Source organism: Cryobacterium sp. 10I5 (assembly GCF_035019865.1).
Lineage (GTDB): Bacteria > Actinomycetota > Actinomycetes > Actinomycetales > Microbacteriaceae > Cryobacterium > Cryobacterium breve_A.
Window position 1 is genome coordinate 62,691 of sequence record NZ_JASJVI010000008.1, and the last position, 22,048, is coordinate 84,738.

The 22,048-nt window shown below is 68.6% G+C and carries 20 protein-coding genes; 12 read left to right on the plus strand and 8 right to left on the minus strand.

The window, feature by feature from the left end; all coding sequences use genetic code 11:
• From QN350_RS04620 to QN350_RS04630, 3 genes are read left to right on the plus strand one after another with little or no spacing between them, the layout of a single operon-like run.
• Positions 1-1,956, plus strand: coding sequence for a glycosyltransferase (locus QN350_RS04620; RefSeq protein ID WP_322139410.1), 1,956 nt, complete (start codon positions 1-3; stop codon positions 1,954-1,956).
• Positions 1,953-2,285 carry an STAS domain-containing protein gene (locus QN350_RS04625; protein WP_322139409.1) on the plus strand — a complete coding sequence of 111 codons (333 nt, stop codon included), beginning with the start codon at positions 1,953-1,955 and terminating at the stop codon, positions 2,283-2,285. Before QN350_RS04620 ends, QN350_RS04625 begins: the two co-directional genes overlap by 4 nt.
• A complete protein-coding gene (locus tag QN350_RS04630; RefSeq protein ID WP_281534404.1) occupies positions 2,278-2,694 on the plus strand; it encodes an ATP-binding protein in 417 nt (138 codons plus the stop codon). Before QN350_RS04625 ends, QN350_RS04630 begins: the two co-directional genes overlap by 8 nt.
• A 28-nt stretch (positions 2,695-2,722) precedes the next feature.
• On the opposite strand, the gene QN350_RS04635 is transcribed toward QN350_RS04630, so the two are convergent.
• Positions 2,723-3,166: a tetratricopeptide repeat protein gene (locus QN350_RS04635; protein ID WP_322139408.1), complete on the minus strand. Its 444-nt coding sequence runs from the start codon at positions 3,164-3,166 to the stop codon at positions 2,723-2,725.
• Positions 3,163-3,996 (minus strand): 4-hydroxy-tetrahydrodipicolinate reductase, encoded by an 834-nt coding sequence (gene dapB, locus QN350_RS04640; protein ID WP_322139407.1) that lies wholly within the window; start codon positions 3,994-3,996, stop codon positions 3,163-3,165. The genes QN350_RS04635 and dapB overlap by 4 nt, the downstream gene beginning before the upstream one ends.
• 101 nt (positions 3,997-4,097) lie before the next feature.
• Here dapB and QN350_RS04645 point away from each other — a divergent pair, with 101 nt between their 5' ends.
• The gene (locus tag QN350_RS04645; protein ID WP_322139406.1) at positions 4,098-4,619 is read left to right on the plus strand and encodes an N-acetyltransferase; all 522 of its coding nucleotides are present in this window, start codon (positions 4,098-4,100) and stop codon (positions 4,617-4,619) included.
• A gap of 16 nt (positions 4,620-4,635) precedes the next feature.
• Here the strand turns inward: QN350_RS04645 and QN350_RS04650 are convergent, their stop codons facing one another.
• The 3 genes from QN350_RS04650 to QN350_RS04660 form a co-directional block, all read right to left on the minus strand.
• The gene (locus QN350_RS04650; protein ID WP_134446926.1) at positions 4,636-5,238 is read right to left on the minus strand and encodes a histidine phosphatase family protein; all 603 of its coding nucleotides are present in this window, start codon (positions 5,236-5,238) and stop codon (positions 4,636-4,638) included.
• Positions 5,239-5,306: 68 nt separating this feature from the next.
• Positions 5,307-6,662, minus strand: coding sequence for a pitrilysin family protein (locus QN350_RS04655; protein WP_323502922.1), 1,356 nt, complete (start codon positions 6,660-6,662; stop codon positions 5,307-5,309).
• Positions 6,663-6,743: 81 nt separating this feature from the next.
• Positions 6,744-7,814: an aldo/keto reductase gene (locus QN350_RS04660; RefSeq protein ID WP_281534399.1), complete on the minus strand. Its 1,071-nt coding sequence runs from the start codon at positions 7,812-7,814 to the stop codon at positions 6,744-6,746.
• Positions 7,815-8,048: 234 nt separating this feature from the next.
• Here QN350_RS04660 and QN350_RS04665 point away from each other — a divergent pair, with 234 nt between their 5' ends.
• Positions 8,049-9,686, plus strand: a complete 1,638-nt coding sequence (locus tag QN350_RS04665) for a peptide chain release factor 3 (RefSeq protein WP_322139404.1) — start codon at positions 8,049-8,051, stop codon at positions 9,684-9,686.
• 108 nt (positions 9,687-9,794) lie between these two features.
• On the opposite strand, the gene QN350_RS04670 is transcribed toward QN350_RS04665, so the two are convergent.
• Positions 9,795-11,897 carry a transglycosylase domain-containing protein gene (locus QN350_RS04670; protein WP_322139403.1) on the minus strand — a complete coding sequence of 701 codons (2,103 nt, stop codon included), beginning with the start codon at positions 11,895-11,897 and terminating at the stop codon, positions 9,795-9,797.
• A 96-nt stretch (positions 11,898-11,993) separates the two neighbouring features.
• The gene (locus tag QN350_RS04675; protein WP_281534397.1) at positions 11,994-13,682 is read right to left on the minus strand and encodes a ribonuclease J; all 1,689 of its coding nucleotides are present in this window, start codon (positions 13,680-13,682) and stop codon (positions 11,994-11,996) included.
• Positions 13,683-14,030: 348 nt separating this feature from the next.
• Here QN350_RS04675 and QN350_RS04680 point away from each other — a divergent pair, with 348 nt between their 5' ends.
• Positions 14,031-14,537: a glutathione peroxidase gene (locus tag QN350_RS04680; protein ID WP_322139402.1), complete on the plus strand. Its 507-nt coding sequence runs from the start codon at positions 14,031-14,033 to the stop codon at positions 14,535-14,537.
• 55 nt (positions 14,538-14,592) lie between these two features.
• Here the strand turns inward: QN350_RS04680 and QN350_RS04685 are convergent, their stop codons facing one another.
• A complete protein-coding gene (locus QN350_RS04685; protein ID WP_322139401.1) occupies positions 14,593-15,261 on the minus strand; it encodes a VOC family protein in 669 nt (222 codons plus the stop codon).
• A gap of 185 nt (positions 15,262-15,446) precedes the next feature.
• On the opposite strand from QN350_RS04685, the gene QN350_RS04690 reads away from it, so the two are divergent.
• The 6 genes from QN350_RS04690 (at position 15,447) to QN350_RS04715 (ending at position 22,019) form a co-directional block, all read left to right on the plus strand.
• A complete protein-coding gene (locus QN350_RS04690) occupies positions 15,447-15,962 on the plus strand; it encodes an Lrp/AsnC family transcriptional regulator (RefSeq protein ID WP_281534393.1) in 516 nt (171 codons plus the stop codon).
• Positions 15,963-16,101: 139 nt separating this feature from the next.
• On the plus strand, positions 16,102-16,587 hold the full coding sequence (locus QN350_RS04695; RefSeq protein ID WP_322139400.1) for an oxidoreductase: 486 nt from the start codon (positions 16,102-16,104) through the stop codon (positions 16,585-16,587).
• Positions 16,584-18,602 carry a proton-conducting transporter membrane subunit gene (locus tag QN350_RS04700; RefSeq protein WP_322139399.1) on the plus strand — a complete coding sequence of 673 codons (2,019 nt, stop codon included), beginning with the start codon at positions 16,584-16,586 and terminating at the stop codon, positions 18,600-18,602. Before QN350_RS04695 ends, QN350_RS04700 begins: the two co-directional genes overlap by 4 nt.
• Positions 18,602-19,642 carry a respiratory chain complex I subunit 1 family protein gene (locus QN350_RS04705; RefSeq protein WP_322139398.1) on the plus strand — a complete coding sequence of 347 codons (1,041 nt, stop codon included), beginning with the start codon at positions 18,602-18,604 and terminating at the stop codon, positions 19,640-19,642. Before QN350_RS04700 ends, QN350_RS04705 begins: the two co-directional genes overlap by 1 nt.
• A gap of 8 nt (positions 19,643-19,650) precedes the next feature.
• A complete protein-coding gene (locus tag QN350_RS04710) occupies positions 19,651-20,307 on the plus strand; it encodes a hypothetical protein (RefSeq protein ID WP_322139397.1) in 657 nt (218 codons plus the stop codon).
• The gene (locus QN350_RS04715; RefSeq protein WP_322139396.1) at positions 20,307-22,019 is read left to right on the plus strand and encodes a proton-conducting transporter membrane subunit; all 1,713 of its coding nucleotides are present in this window, start codon (positions 20,307-20,309) and stop codon (positions 22,017-22,019) included. The genes QN350_RS04710 and QN350_RS04715 overlap by 1 nt, the downstream gene beginning before the upstream one ends.
• Positions 22,020-22,048 lie beyond the last annotated feature (29 nt).

Below are 22,048 nucleotides of genomic sequence, written 5' to 3' on the forward strand. Positions count from 1 at the left end.
ATGAGCCGGATGCTGGCACTGCGAATCGTGGTCGTGCTCACGCTCGCGCTCGGAATCAACTACGTGGCCTGGCGCTGGCTGTTCTCGCTCAACTGGGACGCGTGGTGGATCGCCGTGGCCCTCGTCGCCGCCGAAACGTACAGCCTGATCGACGTCAGCCTGTTCGGCATGATGATGTGGCGCGCGTACACCCGGCCCGCGCCGCCGGCGCCTGCCGCGGACGCGACCGTCGACGTACTCATCGCCACCTACAACGAACCGATCGACCTCGTGATGACGACCGCACTCGCCGCACGGGAGATCACCTTCCCCCATCGCACCTGGGTGCTCGACGACGGCGCCCGGCCGGAGCTCGCGGCGGCCGCGGCAGCCGCCGGCATCGACTACCTCTCGCGAGGAGCCGAATGGATCGACCGGCCACGCCACGCCAAGGCGGGAAACGTCAACAACGCGCTGATGGAGACCCAGGGCGAATTCCTGCTCATCCTCGACGCCGACCAGATCCCCCGGCCGGAGATCCTCGACCACACCCTCGGCTACTTCACCGACGACAAGGTCGCGCTCGTGCAGACCCCCCAGGTCTTCAGCAACGTCACGATCGAGGACCCGCTCGGCAGCCAGGCGCCCCTGTTCTACGGCCCGATCCAGCAGGGCAAAGACGGCTGGAACGCCGCCTTCTTCTGCGGGTCGAACGCCGTGTTGCGGCGGGAGGCCCTGATGCACCTCGGCATTCTCGGGTACGTGCGCGAGGTGGAGAGTTCCGTCCGCACCGCGCTCCGGGACGCGAACCGTGTGGTGCGGGGTGCCCGCCGGCATCCGGCCGCCCGCACCCCCGCGGTCGCGCACGCCCTCACGGAAGTCACCGACGCGATCAGACAGGCGCGCGCCGCGATCCGGCGCGACGAGCCGCTCGCCGAGGTCACGTTCCTGCTGCACGAGCGGGTGGATGCCGCAGCCGCCGGCATCGTGGTCAATGATGTGTCGTCGCTCGCGGACGACCTGCGCGAGATCGGCGAGTTGGGCGGCGGACCGGAATCTCCGTACCTGCTCGACGTCGAGGAGACGATCGCGAGGCTGGCCACCCGCGAGCTCTCACCGTTCAAGGCCCTCGAGGCCGTGCGCTCCGCCCTCGACACGATCGCGATCGACCGCGGCCACGAGGCCCAGCCGGTGATGCCGCTCGCGACCATCTCGGTCACCGAGGACATGGCCACGTCGATGCGGCTGCACGGCCTCGGCTGGAAGAGCGTCTACCACAACGAGCTGCTCGCCGACGGGCTCGCCCCCGAGGACATCGGCACGATGCTCACGCAGCGGCTGCGCTGGGGCCAGGGCACCATGCAGGTCTTCCTGCGGGAAAACCCGCTCCTGCAGTGGAAAATGACCGTGCCACAGCGCCTGATGTACTTCGCCACGATGTGGAGCTACCTCTCCGGGTACGCGGCGGTCATCTATTTCGCGGCACCGATCGTCTTCCTCATTTTCGGGATCCTGCCGGTGTCCACCAACGCCTGGGACTTCTTCCTGCGGTTCATCCCGTTCATGATCGCCAACCAGCTCCTGTTCTTCGTCGCCGCGCGGGGCATCCCCACCTGGCGAGGCCAGCAGTACAGCCTCGCCCTGTTCCCGGTGTGGATCGACGCCTGCACCACCGCCTTCAACAACGTCGTGCTCGGCATCCCGCTCAACTTCGCCGTGACGCCGAAAACCAGGCAGGCTCATACCGGACCGCAGTGGCACCTGATCAAACCGCAGATCACGGTGATGGTGCTGCTCGTCGTCGCGATCATCGTCGGCTGTGTGCGCCTGTTCGTCAACGGCGCCGAACCGATCGGCACCGGAGTCAACATCTTCTGGGCCGTCTACGACCTCATCGTCCTGAGCGTGTTGTTCAAGGCGGCCACCTATCAAGGCTTCACGCCCGAGACTGAACCAGAGGAGCACCCAGAGCAATGAATTTCCGGACTGAAACGATAGCCGGCAACGTGGCGGTCATTCGCGCGGACGGCCGACTCAACATGGTCTCCGCGCCGCTCTTGCGCGAGGTGGTGTCCGCAGCGATCACCGCGGGGACGGTGCGGATCGTCGTCGACCTGAGCGGGGTCGACTTCATGGATTCGTCCGGGCTCGGAGCACTCATCGGCGGCCTGAAGGTCGCCCGGCAGGCCGGTGGGGATCTCCGCATCGCCGGCGCGACGCCGCAGGTCGCGCTCGTGTTCGAGCTCACCCATCTCGACCGTATCCTGCAGAACCACGCGACCGCCGAGACCGCGTACCGTGACTGATTCCGACACGACCCTGGCACTCAGCACGCCACCCGACGACATCGACACCGTGCAGGACTTCGTGCAGCGCGTGCTCGAGCACCACACCGACATCGTCGACATCGACCGGTTCGCGTTCGAGACGGCCCTCGTCGAACTCGCGTCGAACGTCATCCAGCACGCGGCAGCGGGCACCGGCATCACCTGCGTCCTGTCGATCCACGCGGACGACCACGAGCTCAGCGCCCGGATCAGCGACACCGGAACGGCCGGAGCGGTGACGCTGAGCGGACCCGCACTTCCCGAGGACCTCGCGGAGTCGGGCAGGGGGCTCGCGCTCATCCAGATGCTCGTCGATTCCGTGCACTTCGAACGGACCGGTGACCGCAACGTCTGGACCATCTCCCGCGCCCGGCATCCGCTGCCCTGACGAATTCGACGGAGTCTTTGGGGCAGGGTCAGGCGGCGGAGCGCTCGAGGGCGATTGCGGTGCGGATGGCGCCGCGGGCGCGCTTACGGTCCCCGGAGGCGTCGTACGCGAGGCCCAGCCGGAACCAGGCCTTCCAGTCCTCCGGCGCCGCGTCGACGGCGTCACGGTACTGCGGGAAGTCCGCGTCGGCCGCGTCCCTCACCGGGCGCCCGCTCGCGCGGATCGGCAGCGTCTCGACCGGGAGCTCTCCGCTCGCCTCGAGCAGGCGAACGAGCCGGGCCGAGCGGGAGCCGAAGGTGACCTCGAGCACGAGCGCCCAGATCCCGATCAGGGGCAGCACCAGCAGCGCCACGCCGATCGCGATGCCGACCGCTTCGCCACTCTGCAGGAAAAGCACCGCACGCCAGCCGACGAGCACCAGGTAGAAGGCGAGCAGGATCGCCATCATTCCGGCGCCGATGCGACCCTTCATTCGAAGACCTCGGAGTCGGCGTCGATCTCGGGCACGTTGTCGAGGTCGGGTTCCGCGGCGATGGCAACGATCGGCGTCGGCGGGGTGGGGGGCGCGCCGAGGCCGAGGTCGACGACCTGGTCGAGGCCGACGGTCACGCCGACGGCCGTGCGGGCGGCGTCGAGGGCGAGCAGGATGCCGCGCCGGTAGGCGTTGGCGGACAGCGTGTTGTGCGAGATCGTGACGGTCTCGCCAGCCCCGCCGAAGATGACGTCCTGCCTGGCGAGCACGCCGTCGAGGCGGAGGCTGTGCACGGGAACGCTCGACACCTGCTGGCCGCGGGCACGCTGGTCGTTGTGCGGTGCGGACACCGGGCCGAGCTCGGTGCGTGCGAGACCGATGAGTTCGGCGGTGCGGACCGCCGTGCCAGAGGGAGAGTCGACCTTCGCGGCCTGGTGCGTTTCGACGATCTCGATCGAGTCGAAGAGCCGGGCGAGCATGGCAGAGACGGCGGTCGCGACGACCGAACCGATCGAGAAGTTCGGCATGATCACGACGCCGGTGTCGTCCCGGCCGCGGATCCGCCGCTCGAGGGTCGTGATGCGGGCCTGGGACCAGCCGGAGGTGCCGACGAGCACCCGGATGCCGTTGTCGACGGCGAAGTCGACGACGCTCTGGCTCACGCCCGGCAGGGTGACGTCGACGACGACATCCGCCCCGAGCATGTCGGAGAGCGGGCTGCGCGAGTCGAGGCCGGCGTGCAGCCGGTACCCCTCTGTCTGGTCGACGAGCTCGCTGATCAGGCGGCCCATCGTGCCCGTAACGCCGACGATGGCCACCCGTGTTGTCATACGACTAATCTACCAACCGGCCATCCGGCAATCCGGCATCCGGACGCCGAACGACCGGGCGCGAACTGGGCAGGCCGGGTTCTCCGACGTAGCCTTGTGGCATGCCAGCGACCCCGACAGCACCAGGCCCCGTCTTCCGCGAGGTATCCGTGACGGATGCCGGTTCCCTCGCCCTCCTCACGGCCTACTTCAGTGATCGGCAGTCGAGCTTTCCCGCCGACCAGGGCGCCTACCGTACGACTTTCCCGGTGGCAGGGGACTTCCTGCCACCGCAGGGTGTCTTCCTGCTCGTCGGCGAGCCGAGCCGGAACCCGGAGCAAGCCTGGGTCGGGTGCGGCGGCATCCGTCGGATCGGGGACACACCCGCCGAAGGCGCCCGCTACGAGGTCAAGCACCTCTGGCTGCAGCCCGGCACCCGCGGGAGGGGCTGGGGGCGGGCGCTGCTCGCCGAACTCGAGCGGCGGGCACGCCTGTTCGGAGCTGCCGAGCTCGTTCTCGACACGAACGCGAGCCTGCAGGCCGCCGGCGCGCTCTACCGGAGCGCCGGCTTCGAGGACTGCCCGCCGTACAACGACAATCCGAACGCCACCAACTGGTACCGGAAGGGCCTCGCTCGCAGCTAGGACGGGGTCTCGCCGGCTAGTACAGCAGCGGGTCGGGCAATCCGGTGCGCATCTCGACGGGCAGGTGCCCGGTGTCGTTGTGGGTGACGAGAGTCCACGGGCGGCCCGGCTTCTGCAGCAGGACGGTGAGGCCGCAGTTGGCCTGATTGATACTGATCCAGCGCCAGTCCGGAGCCCCGAGAACCGCGCGCACGAACCAGCCGATGACGAAGTTGTGCGTGATCAGCAGTTCGTGGCGTTCGCCCCGGCGGGGCTGCAGGAACTCGGCGACCGCGTCGTCCATCTGGGCACGGCCGGCCTCGATTTCCTCCTCGGTGACTGCCCCGAAGAACGGGGCGTATGCGGCGGGCGTCTCCGGCGCCATCCCGGTCGGGATGCAGTCGAAGAGCAGCGGGGAGGGCACCGGGGTGAGCGAGGGCAGCCGGCCGGCGACGATCTCTGCGGTCTCGGCCGCGCGCTGCAAGGGCGAGTGCCAGGCGTCGGTGAACGGCACGCCGCCGAGGCGTTCCGCGATCAGCTGCGCCTGCCGTTTGCCGCGCGCCGAGAGCGGCCCGTCGGGCAGGCCGTGTTCGGCATCCTGTTGCTCGCCGTGGCGAACCAGGTAGATGTAGTGGGGCAACGGGATCTCTTTCGGTTCGGGGCGTTCGGCCGCACGGCCGGGTGATGCAGGGCCAGGTGCCCGTTGGATCAGGGCTGGGCGGAGGCAGGCACGATTCCTGCGAAGACGTCCTCGTCGAGCGCACCGACGGCGGCGATGGAGAGCGGGCCGGCGGCGAGTTCGACGGCGAGGGCCTGCACGTCGTCCGCGGTGACCCGGGCGAGCCGGCCCAGCGCCACATCGAGGTCGACGAACTCGCCGAGGGTGATCTCGGCCCGGCCGAGCCGGGACATCCGAGTGTCGGAGTCCTCAAGGGCCAGTGCGGATGCCCCGGAGAGCTGCCCGGACGCACGCCTCATTTCGTCGGCGGTCACGCCGTACTCGGCCAGCCGGTTCAGTTCGCTCAGCAGCAACTCGGCCACCTGGCCCGCCTTCGCCGGCGTGCAGCCCGCGTACATCCCGAACAGGCCGGCGTCGGAGTAGCCGGGGGCGAATGAGTACACGGAATACGCGAGCCCGCGCTTCTCGCGCACCTCCTGGAACAGGCGGGAGGACATGCCGCCGCCGAAGATGGAGGTGAGTACGCTCATCGTCACACGGCGATCGTCGGTGGCGAGCAGCCCGGGGAACCCGAGAAGCAGGTTCGCCTGCTCGAGGGGACGCCGAACGACCGTGACCGCGCTGCCCTGGCGGATCTCTGCTGGCTGCCCGTTGCGACGGCCGACCGGTGAGGCGTTCTCGTTGAGGTCCCAGCCGGCACGGTACAGCGCCCGCGTCACGTCGGCCACGAGCACGTCGTGGTCGACGGCGCCGGCGACGGTGACGACGAGGTCTTGCGGACGATAGTTGGCCCGGTAGTGCGCGAGCACGGCCTCCGGGGTAGCCGCCCTGATCGTGTCGGGGTTGCCGCCGATCGGGCGTCCGAGCGGATGCTTGCCCATCACGGCTTCGAAGAAGCGCTCGTTCGCGACATCCGCCGGATCATCGTCGGCCATGGCGAGTTCCTCGAGGATCACACCGCGTTCGGTCTCGAATTCGACCGGGTCGATCGTGGACGAGGTGAGCATGTCGGTGAGCACCTCGACCGCCATCGGCAGGTCGCGGTCGCGCACCTTCGCGTAGTAGCAGGTGTATTCCTTCGCGGTCATCGCGTTGTGCTCTCCGCCGACCGAGTCGAAGGCGATCGCGATGTCGAGGGCGCTGCGCGTGGCCGTGCCCTTGAAGAGAAGGTGTTCGAGGAAGTGGGTGGAGCCGTAATGTTCCGGCTCTTCGTCGCGGGAGCCGACGGCGACCCAGTAGCCGATCGTCAGGCTCCGGCTGCCGGGGACGTGCTCGCTGAGGATGCGGACACCGCTCGGGAGCACGGTCCGGCGCACGACGGATTCACCGGCTGCTTTAAAGGACAACTCGGCGAGGGTGAGGGGAAATTCAACGGCGCTGTTCATGACATCACCACCCTACGTCACGGTACCGACGGCGTCAGAGTGCCTCGCGGAACCGGATTCGAGCGTTGGGCGGCGTCGGCGTCAGCGCGAGGCAGCGAGCCCGGACACTCGTTCGAGATCGACCATGTCGCTGCGGGTGAGCCGGATTCCGGCGGCCGCGATGAGGGCATCCACCTGGTCCGGCTGGCTGGCACCCGCGACGGGTGCGGTCACCCCGGCCTGGGCGAGCAGCCACGCGAGCGCGATCGATGCGGCCCCGGTATCGTGGTCGGCCGCGATGCGGTCTACGACGCTGAGGACCCGCAGCCCGGGCCTGCTCAGGTGCTTCGCGGCGCGGGCATCCCTCGTCGTGCTGTGCAGGTCGGCCTTGGAGCGGTACCGACCGGCCAGGAAACCGTGCGCGAGGGAGAAGTACGGCAGCACCGCGAGACCCTGGGCCCGGGTCACGAGGGACAGCGAAGACTCGTAGCCGGCGCGCCGGAGCAGGCTGTACTCGGTCTGCAGGGCGACAAAGCGCGGCAGGCCGTTCGCGGCCAGGATGCGGGCCTCCATGAGGCGCTCCCCGGAGAAGTTCGAGGCGGCGAGGTACCGCACCTGGCCGCTGCGCATCAGCACGTCGACGGCACCGAGGCTCTCCTCGAGCGGAACGGTCGGGTCGTCGAAGTGGAAGTGCAGCAGATCGATGTAATCGGTGCCGAGCCGGTCGAGCGACGCCTGCACGGCGCCGATGATGCTCCGGGAGGACAGCCCGGGGTTGTCCCGGTTCTTGCCGATCTTGGTGGCGATCACGGTGCTGTCGCGCGCCTTGCGGGTGCGCAGCCAGGACCCGATGATCACTTCGCTCCGCCCGGAGGTGTAGCTGTCCGCGGTATCGAGGAAGTTGCCGCCGAGCGCGCGGTGCCGGTCGAGGATGCGGTGGCTCGTCTCGCCGTCGGCCGTCCAGCCGAAGACGCTCGAGCCGAGGGCGACCGGGTGCACGGAGAGGTCGGTGTCTGCGATGGTGCGCCGGGCGCCGACACGCGGAAGGCGCCCGTCGGGCTGGACCGGGATCGAGACGGAGATCGGCGGCGGACCCTGGAGCCGATGCGCGACGACGTCGGACGAGGCCGCGTCGCGAGTGCGCTCGGAATCCTGAATGCCTGGCTGGGTCATCCGTCACTCCTTACCGCTACTGCGTACCGCTACTGCTGGGTTTGGCCCCAAAGCTAAGAGTAACCCGCGATTCGGCAGACGGAAAGGACACGCCGGAACCGTTATCAAAACGGATGCTGGGCATCTGCCGCGAGGTCGCCGCGCCACGCCGGATAGAGTTGTACGGGAACGATTCCGGTTACGGCCTTCTGAGCAGGCGTGAGCCCGAACGAATCAGCCGCGAAAGAAGGATCCATGACGCAGCCCACCACCGGCGTGCCGACGACCGGCGCACCCGCGACCGAGATCACCGCAGAGGCGCGCAGGCGCCGCACCTTCGCCGTGATCAGCCACCCCGACGCGGGAAAGTCGACCCTCACCGAAGCACTCCTCCTGCACGCGCACGCCATCACGACCGCGGGCGCGACCCACGGCAAGGCGGGCCGACGCGGAACCGTGAGCGACTGGATGGCCATGGAGCAGGCCCGTGGCATCTCGGTGACGAGCGCGGCGATCCAGTTCGAGTACCGCGACAGCGTGATCAACCTCGTCGACACCCCCGGCCACGCCGACTTCTCCGAGGACACCTATCGGGTCCTGTCCGCCGTCGACGCGGCCGTGATGCTCGTCGACGCGAGCAAGGGGCTCGAGGTGCAGACCATGAAGCTCTTCGACGTCTGCCGCCAGCGCAACCTCCCCGTGATCACGGTGATCAACAAGTGGGACCGGCCCGGGCTCGACGCCCTCGCCCTGATGGACGAGATCCGCACCCGCACCGGGCTCCTTCCGACGCCGTTGACCTGGCCGGTCGGAATCGCCGGAGACTTCCGCGGGGTCATCGACCGTTCGACCGAGGAATTCATCCGCTTCACCCGCACGGCGGGCGGCGCGACCGCCGCCGACAGCGACCGGGTACCGTTCGATGTGGCAGCAGCTCAGGAGGGGGAGGCCTGGGTCACCGCGACCGAGGAATCCGAACTGCTCGGCGAAGAAGACCAGGATCACGACGAGGCCAGGTTCCTCGCCAACGAGACAACGCCGGTGCTGTTCGCCGCCGCGGTGCTCAACTTCGGCGTGCAGCACATCCTCGACACCCTCGTGGACTTCGCCCCGGCGGCGGAGGCCCGTGTCGACGCGGCCGGCGGGCACCGCGCCGTCGCTTCGCCGTTCTCCGGCTTCGTGTTCAAGGTGCAGTCGGGCATGAACGCCTCACACCGGGACTACGTCGCGTTCGTGCGGGTGTGCTCCGGCCAGTTCCGCCGCGGAATGATCGTCACCCACGCGGCGACCGGCCGGCCTTTCGCGACAAAGTACGCCCAGCACCTCTTCGGACGCGAACGCGAAGTGGCCGACGAGGCCTGGCCCGGCGACATCGTCGGGCTCGTCAACGCGTCGGCGCTCCGCGTCGGCGACTCGATCTTCGAGAGCGAACCCGTTGAGTTCCCCCCGCTGCCGATGTTCGCTCCCGAGCACTTCCGTGCCGTGCGCTCCGCCGACAGCAGCAAGCACAAGCAGTTCCGGCGCGGCATCGACCAGCTCGACCACGAGGGTGTCATCCAGGTGCTCCGCAGCGACCTGCGCGGGGACCAGGCCCCGGTGCTCGGCGCCGTCGGCCCGATGCAGTTCGAGGTCGTCGAGGAACGCATGACACACGACTTCGGCGCCGCGATCCGTTCGGAATCGCTCCCGTACCAGATCGCCCGCCGCACCAACCGGGAGAGCGCCGAGATCCTCGGCCACGACAGGCAGGTCGAGGTGCTGATGCGATCCGACGGTACCCTGCTCGCCCTGTTCAGCACCCCGTGGCGGCTGCGCAACACGGTCCGCGACCACCCGGAGCTGATGCTCGAGGACCTCGCCGCCGGCGCCCTCGAGCCGGCACCCGCCGCGTAGTCCGGGCCCGGGGCATCCGCTCCCCCTCGTTGAGTTGCGGGGAAAACACCCTCGCCGAGCCCGGGAGGGTGTCTTTCCCGCAACTCAACCGCGCCGCAGGGGTCCTCGTCAGCGGGTCATGCTCCTCGGCGGCACCGGGAAGCTGTCCCCGCCGTACTTCTCGTTTGCAACGCTCATGACATCCGGCCACATCCGGTGCCGGGCGGTCGCGGCCTGGCCGCTGTCGAAGTACGTCGTCCGCTGGTCACGGCCGTCGCCCGACACGTTCACGACCCCGACGACGGTGGCGACCTTCGTGCTCGCCCCGCTCATCCAGGTGTCCTTGTTGTCGTCTGTGGTGCCGGTCTTGCCGATCATCGGCACCCGTGGCGTGGTGGCGCGGTAGGAGGCCGCCGCCGTTCCGCTCGTCATGACCCGTTGCATGGCGTAGTCCATCGCCGCGGCGACGTCCGTGCTCACGGACTGGGCGCAGTTCGACGTCGGCGCGGGAATATCCGCGCCGTCCGGCCCGGTGATCTTGTCGATCACGATGGGCGTGCACGTCACGCCGTTATTGGCGATCCCCGCATACGCTGCCGCCATCGTGAGGGGCGCGATCTCGTTCGTGCCGAGAACGGATGCCGCACCCTGTTCGAGCGCATTCCCGTCGGCACGGTGCACACCGAATGCTTCGGCCGTCTTGCGGATGGCGCACAGGTCGAGTTCCTTCGCCATGCCGATGAAGCCCGTGTTGATGGACTGGATGGTCGATTGCAGCGCCGAGCTGTACGAGCCGTTCTCGGACGAGGAGTCGTTCTTCGGGTTGAAGTCCGGGTAGGACTGCGGGCCGTTGCAACTGTCCTCGAAGGTGCCCCAGTTCGACCGGGGCCGGGAACTGACGGAGTCGGCCAGGGAGTGACCCGTGTTGAGCCATTCGGCGAGGGTGAAGACCTTGTACGTGGACCCGGTCTGGAAACCGTTGGAGCCGCCCTGGTCGAGGTCGGTGTTGTAGTTGATGCCGCTGTAGTTGTCACCGATCGCCTGCACGGCCGGGTCCTGGCTGTAGTCCTTGTTCTGGGTCATGTCGAGCACCCGCCCGGTGCCGACCTCCACACTCGTGATGACCCCGCCGACGTCCCACCCGGGGAAGGTGTCCGGCACGTTCTCTTTCATCGTGGTCTCTGCGGCGATCTGCAGGTCCAGGTCGAGCGTCGTGGTGACCTGGTAGCCGCCGAGCCGGAAATTGGCCAGGCGGGTCTCCGCGTCCTTCCCGAAGGCGGGATCGGTGCGGAGTGTGTGCACGACGAGGTCGCAAAAGTAGGCGCTGCCGCCCGCGGTCTGGCAGCCCGTGCTCGGTTCAGTGATAGTCGGCTCGATCGGAGCATTGATCGCGGCGTCGTGATCTGCCTGGCTGATCTTGCCGTGCTCGAGCATCGCATCGAGGATGTAATCGCGCCTGCCCTTGTTGTCGGCGTAGCCGTTGGCCGCCCCGTTCGTCGCGCTGTCCGGCTTGTCGAGCTGGAATTTGACCGGGTTGTTCACGATCGCGACGAGGCTCGCGGCCTGCGGCAACGTGAGCTTGGCCGCCGTGGTGTTGAAGTAGTAGCTCGCCGCGGATTCGATTCCGTAGACGGAGCCGCCGAAGCCCGTGATGTTCAGGTACTGGCGCAGGATCTCGTCCTTGGAGTACTTCTTCTCGAGCCCGATCGCGAGGCTCATCTCCTTGAGCTTGCGGTCGGGGCTCGCCTCGGTGGCCGTGTTGTAGCAGTCCGCGCGCTCCGTGTCGTCGGTGAGGGCTTCGCACTTCTGCACGAGCACGTTCTTGACGTACTGCTGGGTGATCGAGGAGCCGCCCCGGGTGGTGCCGGTGAAGACGGTCGCGACGATGCCCGTGACGGTGCCCCAGATGTCGACGCCGCCATGTTCGTAGAACCCGGGGTCTTCTCCGGAGGTCGCAGCGTCCTTCACGAACGGGCTGATCGCGTCGAACGCCACCTCGACCCTGTTCTGGTCGTAGAACGACGCAAGCAGGCGGGACGAGCCATCGCTCGTGGTCGCGTAGAGGTTGCTCTTCTGGGACAACCGGCCGATCTCGAGGTCGTCGGGCAGGTTCACGACTACGACGGTCACAACGGTCGCGATGACGGCGACGATGATTCCCATCGCGATCAGGACGATGGAACGACGGCGGAGTCGGCGGCCCTTCTTCCTGCTGGACGATGAAATTGTCATGGTACGACTATGGCTTCCGTTTCTGGACGAGTGGTACGAAGAAGGCGGATGCCGCCGGACCCGCGGGTCCACCGGCATCCGCCTTCGGGTTGTCGGCTAGGCGTCGACGACGACCGAGGTGATCACCGGGATGCGGCGGTACTTGCGCTGCATCCACCGGGTGACGCTCTGGGTGAAGAGCTCTTCGAGCTCGGGCCCGTCGACGATCTTGACCTTGTTGGCGGCGCGGAGGGCGTCGTCGATGGACTTCGTCGCGCCCTGGATCCAGGCGTTGTCCTGCACGAAGCCGCGGGCGATGAACTCGACCGGCTCGACGAGTGCGCCGGTGCGGGTGTCGAGAATGCCGAGGATCGTGACGGCGCCGTCGTTGGAGAGCTGCACGCGGTCGGCGAGGGCTTCCTCGGAGGCGACGCCCCCGACGGTCATGCCGTCGACGAGGACGATCTCGGCCTGAACGCGGCCGACGATCTTGGCGACGCCGTCGACGAGGTCGACGACCACGCCGTCTTCGACGACGAGCACCTGCGCCTCAGGGACACCGGTGCGGATCGCGAGCTCGGCGTTGGCCTTGAGGTGGCGCCATTCGCCGTGGATCGGCATGACGTTCTTGGGCTTGACGAGGTTGTAGCAGTAGACGAGCTCGCCGGCGCTCGCGTGGCCGGAGACGTGCACCTTGGCGTTGCCCTTGTGCACGACGTTGGCTCCCCAGCGGGTGAGGCCGTTGATGACCCGGTAGATCGAGTTCTCGTTGCCGGGGATGAGGGAGCTCGCCAGGAGGACGGTGTCGCCTTCGCCGATCTTGATGGTGTGTTCGCGGTTCGCCATCCGGGAGAGGGCGGCCATCGGCTCGCCCTGGGACCCGGTGCAGATCATCGTGACCTGGCTGTCCTTCATCCGCTCGAGCGCCTTGACGTCGACGATGAGGCCCTTCGGGACGTGCAGGAAGCCGAGCTTCTCGGCGATGGCCATGTTGCGCACCATCGAGCGGCCGACGAAGGCAACCTTGCGGTTGTGCCTCGCCGAGGCGTCGATGACCTGCTGGATGCGGTGCACGTGGCTCGCGAAGCTCGACACGATGATGCGGCGCGGTGCGGTGCGGAAGACCGAGTCGATGGCCGGGCGGATGTCTTCCTCGGTCATCGTGAAGCCGGGAACCTCGGCGTTGGTCGAGTCCGTCATGAAGAGGTCGACGCCCTCTTCGCCGAGACGGGCGAAGCCGGGGAGGTCGGTGAGGCGGTTGTCGAGGGGGAACTGGTCCATCTTGAAGTCACCGGTCGCGAGCACGAGGCCGGCCTCGGTGCGGATCGCGACGGCGAGTCCGTCGGGGATGGAGTGGTTGACCGCGAGGAATTCGAGGTCGAACGGGCCGAAGCTGCGACGCTGGCCTTCCTTGACCTGCTGGAGCTTCGGGGTGATCCGGTGTTCTTCGAGCTTGGCACTCACGAAGGCGAGGGTGAGCTCGCTGCCGACGACGGGGATGTCCGCACGCTCGCGGAGGAGGTAGGGCACACCGCCGATGTGGTCCTCGTGGCCGTGGGTCAGGACGACGGCGACGACGTCCTGCATCCGGCCGCGGATGTAGGAGAAGTCGGGCAGGATCACGTTGACGCCGGGCTGGGTCTCCTCGGGGAACAGCACCCCGCAGTCGACGATGAGCAGCTTGCCCTTGTGTTCGAAGACGGTCATGTTGCGACCGATCTCGCCGAGGCCGCCGAGGGGGATGACGCGCAGTCCCCGCTTAACGAGGGACGGCGGGCTGTTCAGGTCGAGTTCGTGCTTAGTCAATTAAATAAACTCATTTCTTGGCGAAACCGCGCACAGGGCAGCCGGTCTCATAGCCGGCGCCGGGTCTATCCGGCAGCCGTGGTGACGGGGTTATGCAAATCAAAAGGTGATGCGCGCGTCAGGTCGCGAGGCCGTGAGCCTCATTCGACTTAGGCGAAGCCGTGGAAAGCCATCCGGGTGTGTGGAACCGCAGAGCGTGAAGTGAAAGCGCAGCTGTGGATGGCCGTTGAATCGCGCTGTCAAAGCACAATTCTACCGCATGCGGGCCGCCCGCCGCCTCCTGCAGTCGCCAGGCCGTCCCCGAGCCATCCCCAGCCGTCTTGGAGACTTCGCTAATAGCCTGCGATTATGCCTTCTTCTTCCCCCCTGTACGACGCCCCGCTCACCCTCATCGACGGCACGGAGACGACCTTCGCCGACTTCCGCGGCAAGACCGTTCTCGTGGTCAATGTCGCATCCAAGTGCGGTTTCACGCCCCAGTATGCGGGCCTCGAGGCTCTCTACGACCGGTTCAAGGACGACGGCCTCGTCGTCCTCGGCCTGCCGTGCAACCAGTTCATGGGCCAGGAGCCCGGGGAGGCCGCCGACATCGAGGCGTTCTGCCAGCTCAACTACGGTGTCACCTTCCCGATGACCGACAAGGTGGATGTGCGGGGCAAGCACCAGCATCCGCTCTATGCCCAGCTCACCAAGTTCAAGTCCGGCCTGCTGCCCGGCCTCGTCAAGTGGAATTTCGAGAAGTTCCTCGTGAACTCGGAGGGCGAGATCGTGGACCGCTTCGCCTCGACCGTCGAACCCGAATCTCCCGAACTCGTCGGCGCGATCGAGAAGACGCTCGCCTCCGCCGCCGCCTGACCCGGTTTCAGGAGCTCCTGGGTCCAGTAGCTTCCGGGTTCAGTAGCTTCCGGGTTCAGTAGCTCGAGGTGCAGACGCAGAGTTCGTTGCCCTCGACGTCGGCGAGCACCCACCACTCGGGGGCGTGCTCGTCGGTGAGCAGCGTGCCCCCGGCCTCGACGATCGCGCGAACCCGGTCCTCGGCGTCGTCGCCGGGCACGTAGACGTCGAGATGGATACGATTCCGGTCGCTCCGGGTGATCTCCATGTGCTGGAACCAGACCCGCGGCCCGTGTCCCGCCGGGTCGACAAGGTCGACGTCGCCGTCCCCGTCCGCCGCCAGTTCGACGTACCCGAGGCCCACGCGCCAGAACGGGCGGATCGAGTCGGCATTCGTGCAGTCGATCGCGACGTCGTAGCGGGCAGGCGTCACGACCAGACCTTCCGCACCGAGCTCGTTCGCGAGCGCCTGGATCTGCAGGGCGAGCCGGAGGTCGCGTTCGGTCACGCCTCCGAGGTCGTGCGAGCGGAGCCGGAAGGCGACCCTGCCGTAGCCGAGTTCGACGTCGGGGTGGTGCCCCGCGGCATCCGCCGCCTCGGCGACGCGGTCGAGGAGACGCACCGCCGAGGCGAAATCACTCGTGCGGTAGCTCGCATGCAGCGCGCCGTCGAGGTGCACGAACGGGCCGCCCCCGAGCACGGCGGCGGTCTGCGCGGGACTCTGGATCGAACCGGTTGCGCTCATGCACCTCACTCTGCTCCGGCGGCTGCCGCCGGTCAAGAGAACGGGCCCCGCTAAAACCGCCGGGGAGCGACCGGGTGCCCGACCGCGTCCGCGCCACGCACCCCGAGCGGATGCGCCCTTACGGGGCGTCCCATTAGTCACTTTGCCCTATTCTGTGGGCCTTCTGCGTGCTAATCTCATGCGTTATGCACAGTCTGGACAGGGTCGACCTCCAACTCCTCCGCGCCCTCTGCGTCGAGCCGCGCAGTACCTTCGTCGCTCTCGCCCAGCGGCTGGGATTGTCCAGGAACACCGTGCAGGCACGGATGGCGCGCCTCGAGGAATCCAACGCCTTCCTGGCCTTCGATCGCCGCATCAATCCCATCGCCCTCGGCCACCCTCTGACGGCGTTCATCCAGGTGCACCTGCAGCAGAAGCGGCTCAGCCAGATCGTCGCAGAACTCACCCAGATCCCTGAGATCGTCCAGGCGCACGGCATGAGCGGATCGACAGACCTGCTCGTTCTTGTCGTGTGCACGGATGCCGACGACCTGTTCCGCATCGACGGCACCATCCTCGCGTGCGAGGGTGTCGACCGCACGGAGACCTCACTCGCCATGGGCGAGCTGATCCCCTATCGGATCACCCCGCTGCTCGACCGGGTCACCCGGGAGCGCGGCCCGGCGAACCGTGTCGACGTCGATATCGACGACGAGGCCTGAGCCCGGCGGGACGACCGCCCCGCACCGAGCCTTGTCCACGCCGCGCCTTGTCCACGCCGCGCCTTGTCCACAATCTATTTGATAAATTCATCATATAGGTATATAAAGAAGTAATGATGTTTCGCGGCGTGGTCCCCCGATGAGCGTCACCAAACTGACCTCGCTCATCCGTCGCAGCGGACGGATCGCGGAGCAGGCTCCGCCGGCCCCCGCCCTCTTCCCCGGCGCCGGGATCTTCGGCGGGAGCATCCAGGTGCGCTTCATCAACGCCGGCGGCTGCAACGACTGCGCCCAGGAAGTGTCGAGCGCCTTCGGCCCGGTCTACGACGTCGAGCGCTACGGCGTGCGGCTCGTCGCCTCGCCCCGGCATGCTGACGTGCTGCTGATCTGCGGGTCGGTGACCCGGAACATGATCGAACCGCTCCGGCGCACGGTCGTCGCGACCCCCACCCCCCGCTTTATCATCGCCGTCGGCGACTGCGCGATCACGGGCGGCGTCTTCGCAGACGGCTACGGTGTCGCCGGCTCCGTGTCCGACTTCGTGCACGTCGACCTCGCCGTCCCCGGCACTCCGCCCGAGCCGGCCGCCATCGTCGACGCCCTCCGCCGGATGACCGGCCGATGAACGTCGTCCAGTCCGGCCTCGTCCTCCAGGCCCTGCTCGCCCTCGCCGCTGTGGCGACCGGCCTGCTCTGCCCCGTGTCCTGGCGTTCCCGCGCGACCGGCGCGCTCTGCGCCCTTCTCGGTGTCGCGGGCATCGTCACGGGAGCTGCCGCACTCGGTGGGGCGAATGGCGCCCTGAACATCCCGCTCGCGCTCCCGATCGACCCCCTCGTGCTCTCCCCCGACCGGCTCGGCGGCCTGTTCATGCTCGTCGTCTCCGCGGTCGGCGCCCTCGTCTCCCTCTTCGGGATCGGCTCGGCCCGCGGCGCGGAGGCCTCCCGCACCTCGTGGGCGGCCATGGCCGTCTTCCTCGGCGGCATGCAGCTGGTACCGGCCGCGACGGACGTCCTGTCCTTCCTGCTGCTCTGGGAGATCATGACCCTCGGCTCCACCGTGCTCCTCCTCGCCGACCACGCGAGCCGGAGCACCGTTTACTCCGCCGCGATCTGGTATTCGGCGATGTCCCAGCTGAGCTTCTTCTTCGTTCTCGCCGGCTTCGGCGTGCTCGTCGCGGCCACCGGCGGCACGGGCTTCCAGACACTCGCGACCGTGCAGGAAGGCTCCTGGCCGGCGAACCTCGCGTTCGTGCTCCTCCTCCTCGGCTTCGGCGGCAAGGCGGAACTCGTGCCGCTGCACGTCTGGGTCCCCCGGGTGCTTCCGGAGGCGCCGAGCCATGTCGCCGCGGCGATGAGCGGTGCGATGGTCAAGATCGGCGTCTACGGCGCGCTCCTCGTCTGCGTGCGCCTGCTGCCCTCCGGCCCGCCGTGGTGGGGCGTGCTCATCCTCGTGCTCGGCGGCGTGTCCGCCGTCTATGGAATCCTGCAGGCCTCCGTCGCGAGCGACCTCAAGGTGCTGCTGGCCTACTCGACCACCGAGAACATGGGGCTCGTCTTCCTCGGCCTCGGGGCATCCGTGCTGTTGCGCGGCTACCACGCGACGGCGGCCGCCGACGCCGCGCTCGTCGCGGCACTGCTCCTCATGGTGAGTCACGCCGCGTTCAAGACGACCCTCTTCCTCGGCGCGGGCGCCGTCGCCCACGCGACCGGCGAGCTCAACCTCGACCGGCTCGGCGGCCTCGGCAAGCGGATGCCGTGGACGGCCGGCGCGTTCGGCCTCGCGAGCCTCAGCGCGGCCTCACTTCCGATCACGAGCGGCTTCGTCGCCGAATGGATGCTGCTGCAGTCCCTGATCCACGGCGCCCGCCTCGACGGCGAGGTCGTCTCCGTCGCCGCGTCGATCGCGATGCCGCTCGCCGTCGCCGTGCTCGCCCTCACCGCCGGCCTCGCCCTGCTCACCTTCGTCAAGGCATACGGCATCGCGTTCCTCGCCCGGCCGCGCTCCCGGAAGGCGAGCATCGCCTGCGAGGTGCCCTGGGTGATGCGGATCCCGCTCGCGCTCGGCGCCCTCGCCGTCGTCGGCCTCGGCCTCGTGCCCGGCCCGCTCTCCGCGGGAATCGCCGCAGCCGTCGGCCCCGCCATCGTTCCCGACGTACGTACCGTCGGCCTCGCCGGCGTCAGTTTCGCCGGCATCGACGTCGTGCTCGACCCGGGCACCCTCGTCATCCTCGCGGCACTCGTGCTCGTACCGATCCTCGTGATCGTCGCCCTCGGCTCCCGCCGCCACCCCACCCGGGTCGACCCGCTGCCGTGGGCAGGCGGAGGCTCGCGGCTCCGGCCGCGGATGCAGTACACCGCGACCTCATACGCCGAACCACTCGTGCGGGTGTTCGACGACGTGCTCCGGCCGTCGCGCGACGTCGAGGTCACCCACGTCGGCGAATCCCGCTACCTCGTCGAGAAGGTGCACGTCGAACAGACCGTCTCCGATGTCATCGAAACCCGGCTCTACCGCCCGGTCCTGAACGCGGCCCAGCGCTTCGGCGTCCTCGCCCGGCGCGCCCAGGACGGCAGCATCCACCGCTACCTCGGCTATTCGTTCGCCGCCCTGCTCGTCGTGCTGATCGCGGTGTCCCTGTGATGCCCGTCGGCACGGCAGTGAGCCTCGTCCTGGGCACGATGCCGGGCGCGAGCACGGGCACCGCTGCGCGCGCCGTCGAACTCACCTGGGCGGGCATCGGCGCCCCGATCCTGATGGCCGTGCTGCAGCTAGCGCTCTTCATCTTCCTCGCCCCGCTCCTGATCGGCGTGATCCGCCAGGTCCGCGCCCGGCTCGAGGGCAGGGCGGGCGCCGGAATCTGGCAGCCCTGGCGTGACGTGCGCAAACTGCTCGCCAAGGAACCGGTGCACGCGGCGGACTCGAGCTGGATGCTGTCCGTCGGCCCGATCGTGCTGCTCGTCTCGAGCCTGCTGCTCTGCGTGCTGCTCCCCCTCGTCGGCACCCTCGCGCTCCCCCTCATCCCGAGCGACCTCTTCGTCATCGTCTCGGTCATGCTGATCGGCGTCGTGGCGCTCGCCCTCGTCGGCCTCGACGGCGGCACCGCGTTCGGCGGGATGGGTTCGAGCAGGCACATGACGGTCGCGGCCCTTGTCGAGCCGACCCTGCTGCTCTCGATCTACGCCCTCTCCATCCCGGCCGGCAGTTCGACCCTGTCGCTCATCGTGCAAACCCGGCTCCAGACGCCCGCCGTGATCATCTCCCCCGTGAGCCTGCTCGCGATGGTCGCCCTGGCGATCGCGATCATGGCCGAGACGAGCCGGCTGCCCATCGACAACCCCTCGACCCACCTTGAGCTCACGATGCTGCACGAGGCCATGGTGCTCGAGAGCTCCGGTCGCGACCTGGCCTGGCTCGAGCTCGGTTCCTGGCTCAAGCTCGCCGCCCTGCTCGGCCTGCTCGGCAACCTCATCGTGCCGTGGGGCGTGCTCACCGACTTCACCGTTCCGGGCCTCCTCCTCGGCGCCTTCTTCGTTGCCGCCAAGGTGCTCGCCCTGGGCACCGCGCTGAGCGTCGGCGAGGTCTTCCTCGCCAAGGCGCGCCTGTTCAGCGTGCCCGAGCTTCTCGCGGGGTCGTTCGCCCTCGCCCTGCTCGCCGTGACCGCCTCCTACCTGGTCGCTTAGGAGCATCCGTGTTCGAAACCACCTACCCGCAACTCATCGGACTCTGCACCGGCACGCTGCTGCTCACGAGCGCGCTGATGGTCTGGCGGCACTCGATGCTCGCCTCGATCCGCCTGCTCGCCGTGCAGGGCCTCGCCCTCGCCGCGCTCGTCGCCGTGATCGGCGTGCAGAAGGGCGAGCTCGAGGTCATCCTCGTGGCCGTGCTCGTGCTGCTCGTCAAGGGCCTCGGCCTGCCGTGGGTGCTCGCCCACGAGTCGAAGGCGACGACCCGAACGGATGAGGCCCCGCGCCTCAACCCCACGGCTTCGCTCCTGACCGTGGCCCTGCTCACGATCCTCGCCTACGTCGTCTCGAGCCGGGTGCTCGCCCGGGACACCAGCATCTCCGCGCACGCCGCCCCGATCGGGCTCGCCATGGTGCTGATCGGCTTCCTGCTCCTCGTCACGCGCCGCCAGGCGCGCTCGCAGCTGATCGGCTTCCTCGTGCTCGACAACGGCATCGCGACCGTCGCCTTCCTGACCAGCGGGGGCGTCCCGCTCGTGCTCGAGCTCGGCATCTCCCTCGACGTGCTCCTCGTCGTGATGATCCTCTACGTCTTTGCGGGGCGGATGCACAACAAGTTCGGCAATACGGACATCGACCAGCTGAGAAAGTTGCACGACTGATGGCCCCGTCCCTCGCATCGTCCCTGTCCTTCGCCCTCTGGACCCCGCTCGCCTTCCCGGTGCTGTTCGCGCTCCTGAGCCTCACGGTTCCGTCCGCGCCGCTGCGTCGGCTCGGCCCGATCGCCTCGAGCCTGGCCGTGCTCGGCTCCGGAATCCTCCTCGACGTCGCCGTGCTGCACGACCAGGTGCCGACGCTCGGCGGCGTGCTCCGCGCCGACGCCCTCTCGGCCTACCTCCTCACGGTCGTCGGCGCCATCGGCCTCGTCGCGACCTGGGGCGGACTCGGCGGCGGTGGCCACTCGCAGACTCCCGCACGCTGGGCGGGGTCATACGACGGCCTGATCTCGGTGTTCCTCGCCGCCATGTCGCTCGCCGTCGTCGCAGACAACATCGGCCTGATGTGGGCTTCGATCGAGGCGACGACGATCACGACCGCGTTCCTCGTCGGCGCGCACCGCACCGGCAAGTCGCTCGAGGCCTCCTGGAAGTACGTGATCCTGGGTTCCGTCGGCGTCGCGATCGCCCTGCTCGGCATCCTCCTCATCTACGCAGCCTCCCGGGCCACCGGAGAGGCTACGCTGTCCTGGCTCGTGCTCAGCCAGCCTGGCCTGCCGCTCGACCCCGCCCTCGTCCGCGCGGGCGGCGCCCTCGCGGTGCTCGGCTTCGCCACCAAGGCCGGTCTCGCACCGATGCACAGCTGGCTGCCGGACGCCCACAGCCAGGCCCCCGCACCGGTGTCCGGCCTGATGAGCGGTGTGCTGCTCGCGGTGGCGCTCTACGCGATCCTGCGGGTGCAGACCATCACAGACGCCGTGATCGGCCCGGACTTCCTCCGGGCGATGCTCAGCGTGGCCGGCCTGCTCTCCCTGTTCGTCGCAGCCGCCCTACTGATCCGCCAGCGCGATTTCAAGCGGATGCTCGCATACTCGAGCATCGAGCACATGGGCCTGATGGCGATCGGCGCCGCAATCGGCGCCGCCGCCCTTCCGGCGGTGCTGCTCTACATGCTCGGCCACGGCCTCGTGAAGGCGACCCTCTTCGTCGTCTCCGGCCGGATCCTCGAGGTCGAGGGCACGCCGAAGATCGCGAACGTCCGGGCGCTGCTCGTGCGCCGCCCCGGCCTTGCGATCCCGTGGCTCGTCGCGATGGCGGCCCTCCTCGGCTTTCCCCCGTTCAGCATCTTCTTCTCGGAGGTCGGCATCATCCTCGCCGGCTGGTCCGCAGGCATGGGCATCGTCGTCGGTATCGCCCTCGTCCTCCTCCTCGTGATCTTCGCGAGCCTCACCCGGCTCACCGTCGCGCTCACGATCGGTTCACCGCACGATTCCCTAGACCACACCCCGCCGACCCTGCCGGACCACGCGCCGGGAGCGACAACGGCACACCCGACCGCGCCGGGCGACGAATCGGAGGCGGACCGTGCGGCCACGATCCTGTCGCGGCGCGAGGTAGAAGCCGATATCGACGGCACCACCGGCGCAGGCGCCCCCGAACCCTTCCCCATGACCTCCAACATCCGCGTGACCTCCCCGTTCCCCGACACCGTCGCCGTGGACGTCGTCGACGTCGTGATCGCACCGGACCGGTCGACCCACGGGCCGCTGCTGCCCCTCGTGCTCGCTCTTGCGACCTGCGCCGTCGTCGCCTTCGTCGCGAACCCGGTCGGCATCCTGCTCGCCAGCGCCGCCGCCGTGCTGGGAGGAGCCCACTGATGACGAACCCCACCCCCGCCACCCCAAGC

What these genes read in the sequence shown, in the direction of transcription:
- QN350_RS04620 (WP_322139410.1), top strand. Translation starts at nt 1, where the DNA reads ATGAGCCGGATGCTGGCACTGCGAATCGTGGTCGTGCTCACGCTCGCG.
- QN350_RS04625 (WP_322139409.1), top strand. Translation starts at nt 1,953, where the DNA reads ATGAATTTCCGGACTGAAACGATAGCCGGCAACGTGGCGGTCATTCGC.
- QN350_RS04635 (WP_322139408.1), bottom strand. Translation starts at nt 3,166, where the DNA reads ATGAAGGGTCGCATCGGCGCCGGAATGATGGCGATCCTGCTCGCCTTC.
- dapB (WP_322139407.1), bottom strand. Translation starts at nt 3,996, where the DNA reads ATGACAACACGGGTGGCCATCGTCGGCGTTACGGGCACGATGGGCCGC.
- QN350_RS04645 (WP_322139406.1), top strand. Translation starts at nt 4,098, where the DNA reads ATGCCAGCGACCCCGACAGCACCAGGCCCCGTCTTCCGCGAGGTATCC.
- QN350_RS04655 (WP_323502922.1), bottom strand. Translation starts at nt 6,662, where the DNA reads ATGAACAGCGCCGTTGAATTTCCCCTCACCCTCGCCGAGTTGTCCTTT.
- QN350_RS04660 (WP_281534399.1), bottom strand. Translation starts at nt 7,814, where the DNA reads ATGACCCAGCCAGGCATTCAGGATTCCGAGCGCACTCGCGACGCGGCC.
- QN350_RS04665 (WP_322139404.1), top strand. Translation starts at nt 8,049, where the DNA reads ATGACGCAGCCCACCACCGGCGTGCCGACGACCGGCGCACCCGCGACC.
- QN350_RS04670 (WP_322139403.1), bottom strand. Translation starts at nt 11,897, where the DNA reads ATGACAATTTCATCGTCCAGCAGGAAGAAGGGCCGCCGACTCCGCCGT.
- QN350_RS04680 (WP_322139402.1), top strand. Translation starts at nt 14,031, where the DNA reads ATGCCTTCTTCTTCCCCCCTGTACGACGCCCCGCTCACCCTCATCGAC.
- QN350_RS04685 (WP_322139401.1), bottom strand. Translation starts at nt 15,261, where the DNA reads ATGAGCGCAACCGGTTCGATCCAGAGTCCCGCGCAGACCGCCGCCGTG.
- QN350_RS04690 (WP_281534393.1), top strand. Translation starts at nt 15,447, where the DNA reads ATGCACAGTCTGGACAGGGTCGACCTCCAACTCCTCCGCGCCCTCTGC.
- QN350_RS04695 (WP_322139400.1), top strand. Translation starts at nt 16,102, where the DNA reads ATGAGCGTCACCAAACTGACCTCGCTCATCCGTCGCAGCGGACGGATC.
- QN350_RS04700 (WP_322139399.1), top strand. Translation starts at nt 16,584, where the DNA reads ATGAACGTCGTCCAGTCCGGCCTCGTCCTCCAGGCCCTGCTCGCCCTC.
- QN350_RS04705 (WP_322139398.1), top strand. Translation starts at nt 18,602, where the DNA reads ATGCCCGTCGGCACGGCAGTGAGCCTCGTCCTGGGCACGATGCCGGGC.
- QN350_RS04715 (WP_322139396.1), top strand. Translation starts at nt 20,307, where the DNA reads ATGGCCCCGTCCCTCGCATCGTCCCTGTCCTTCGCCCTCTGGACCCCG.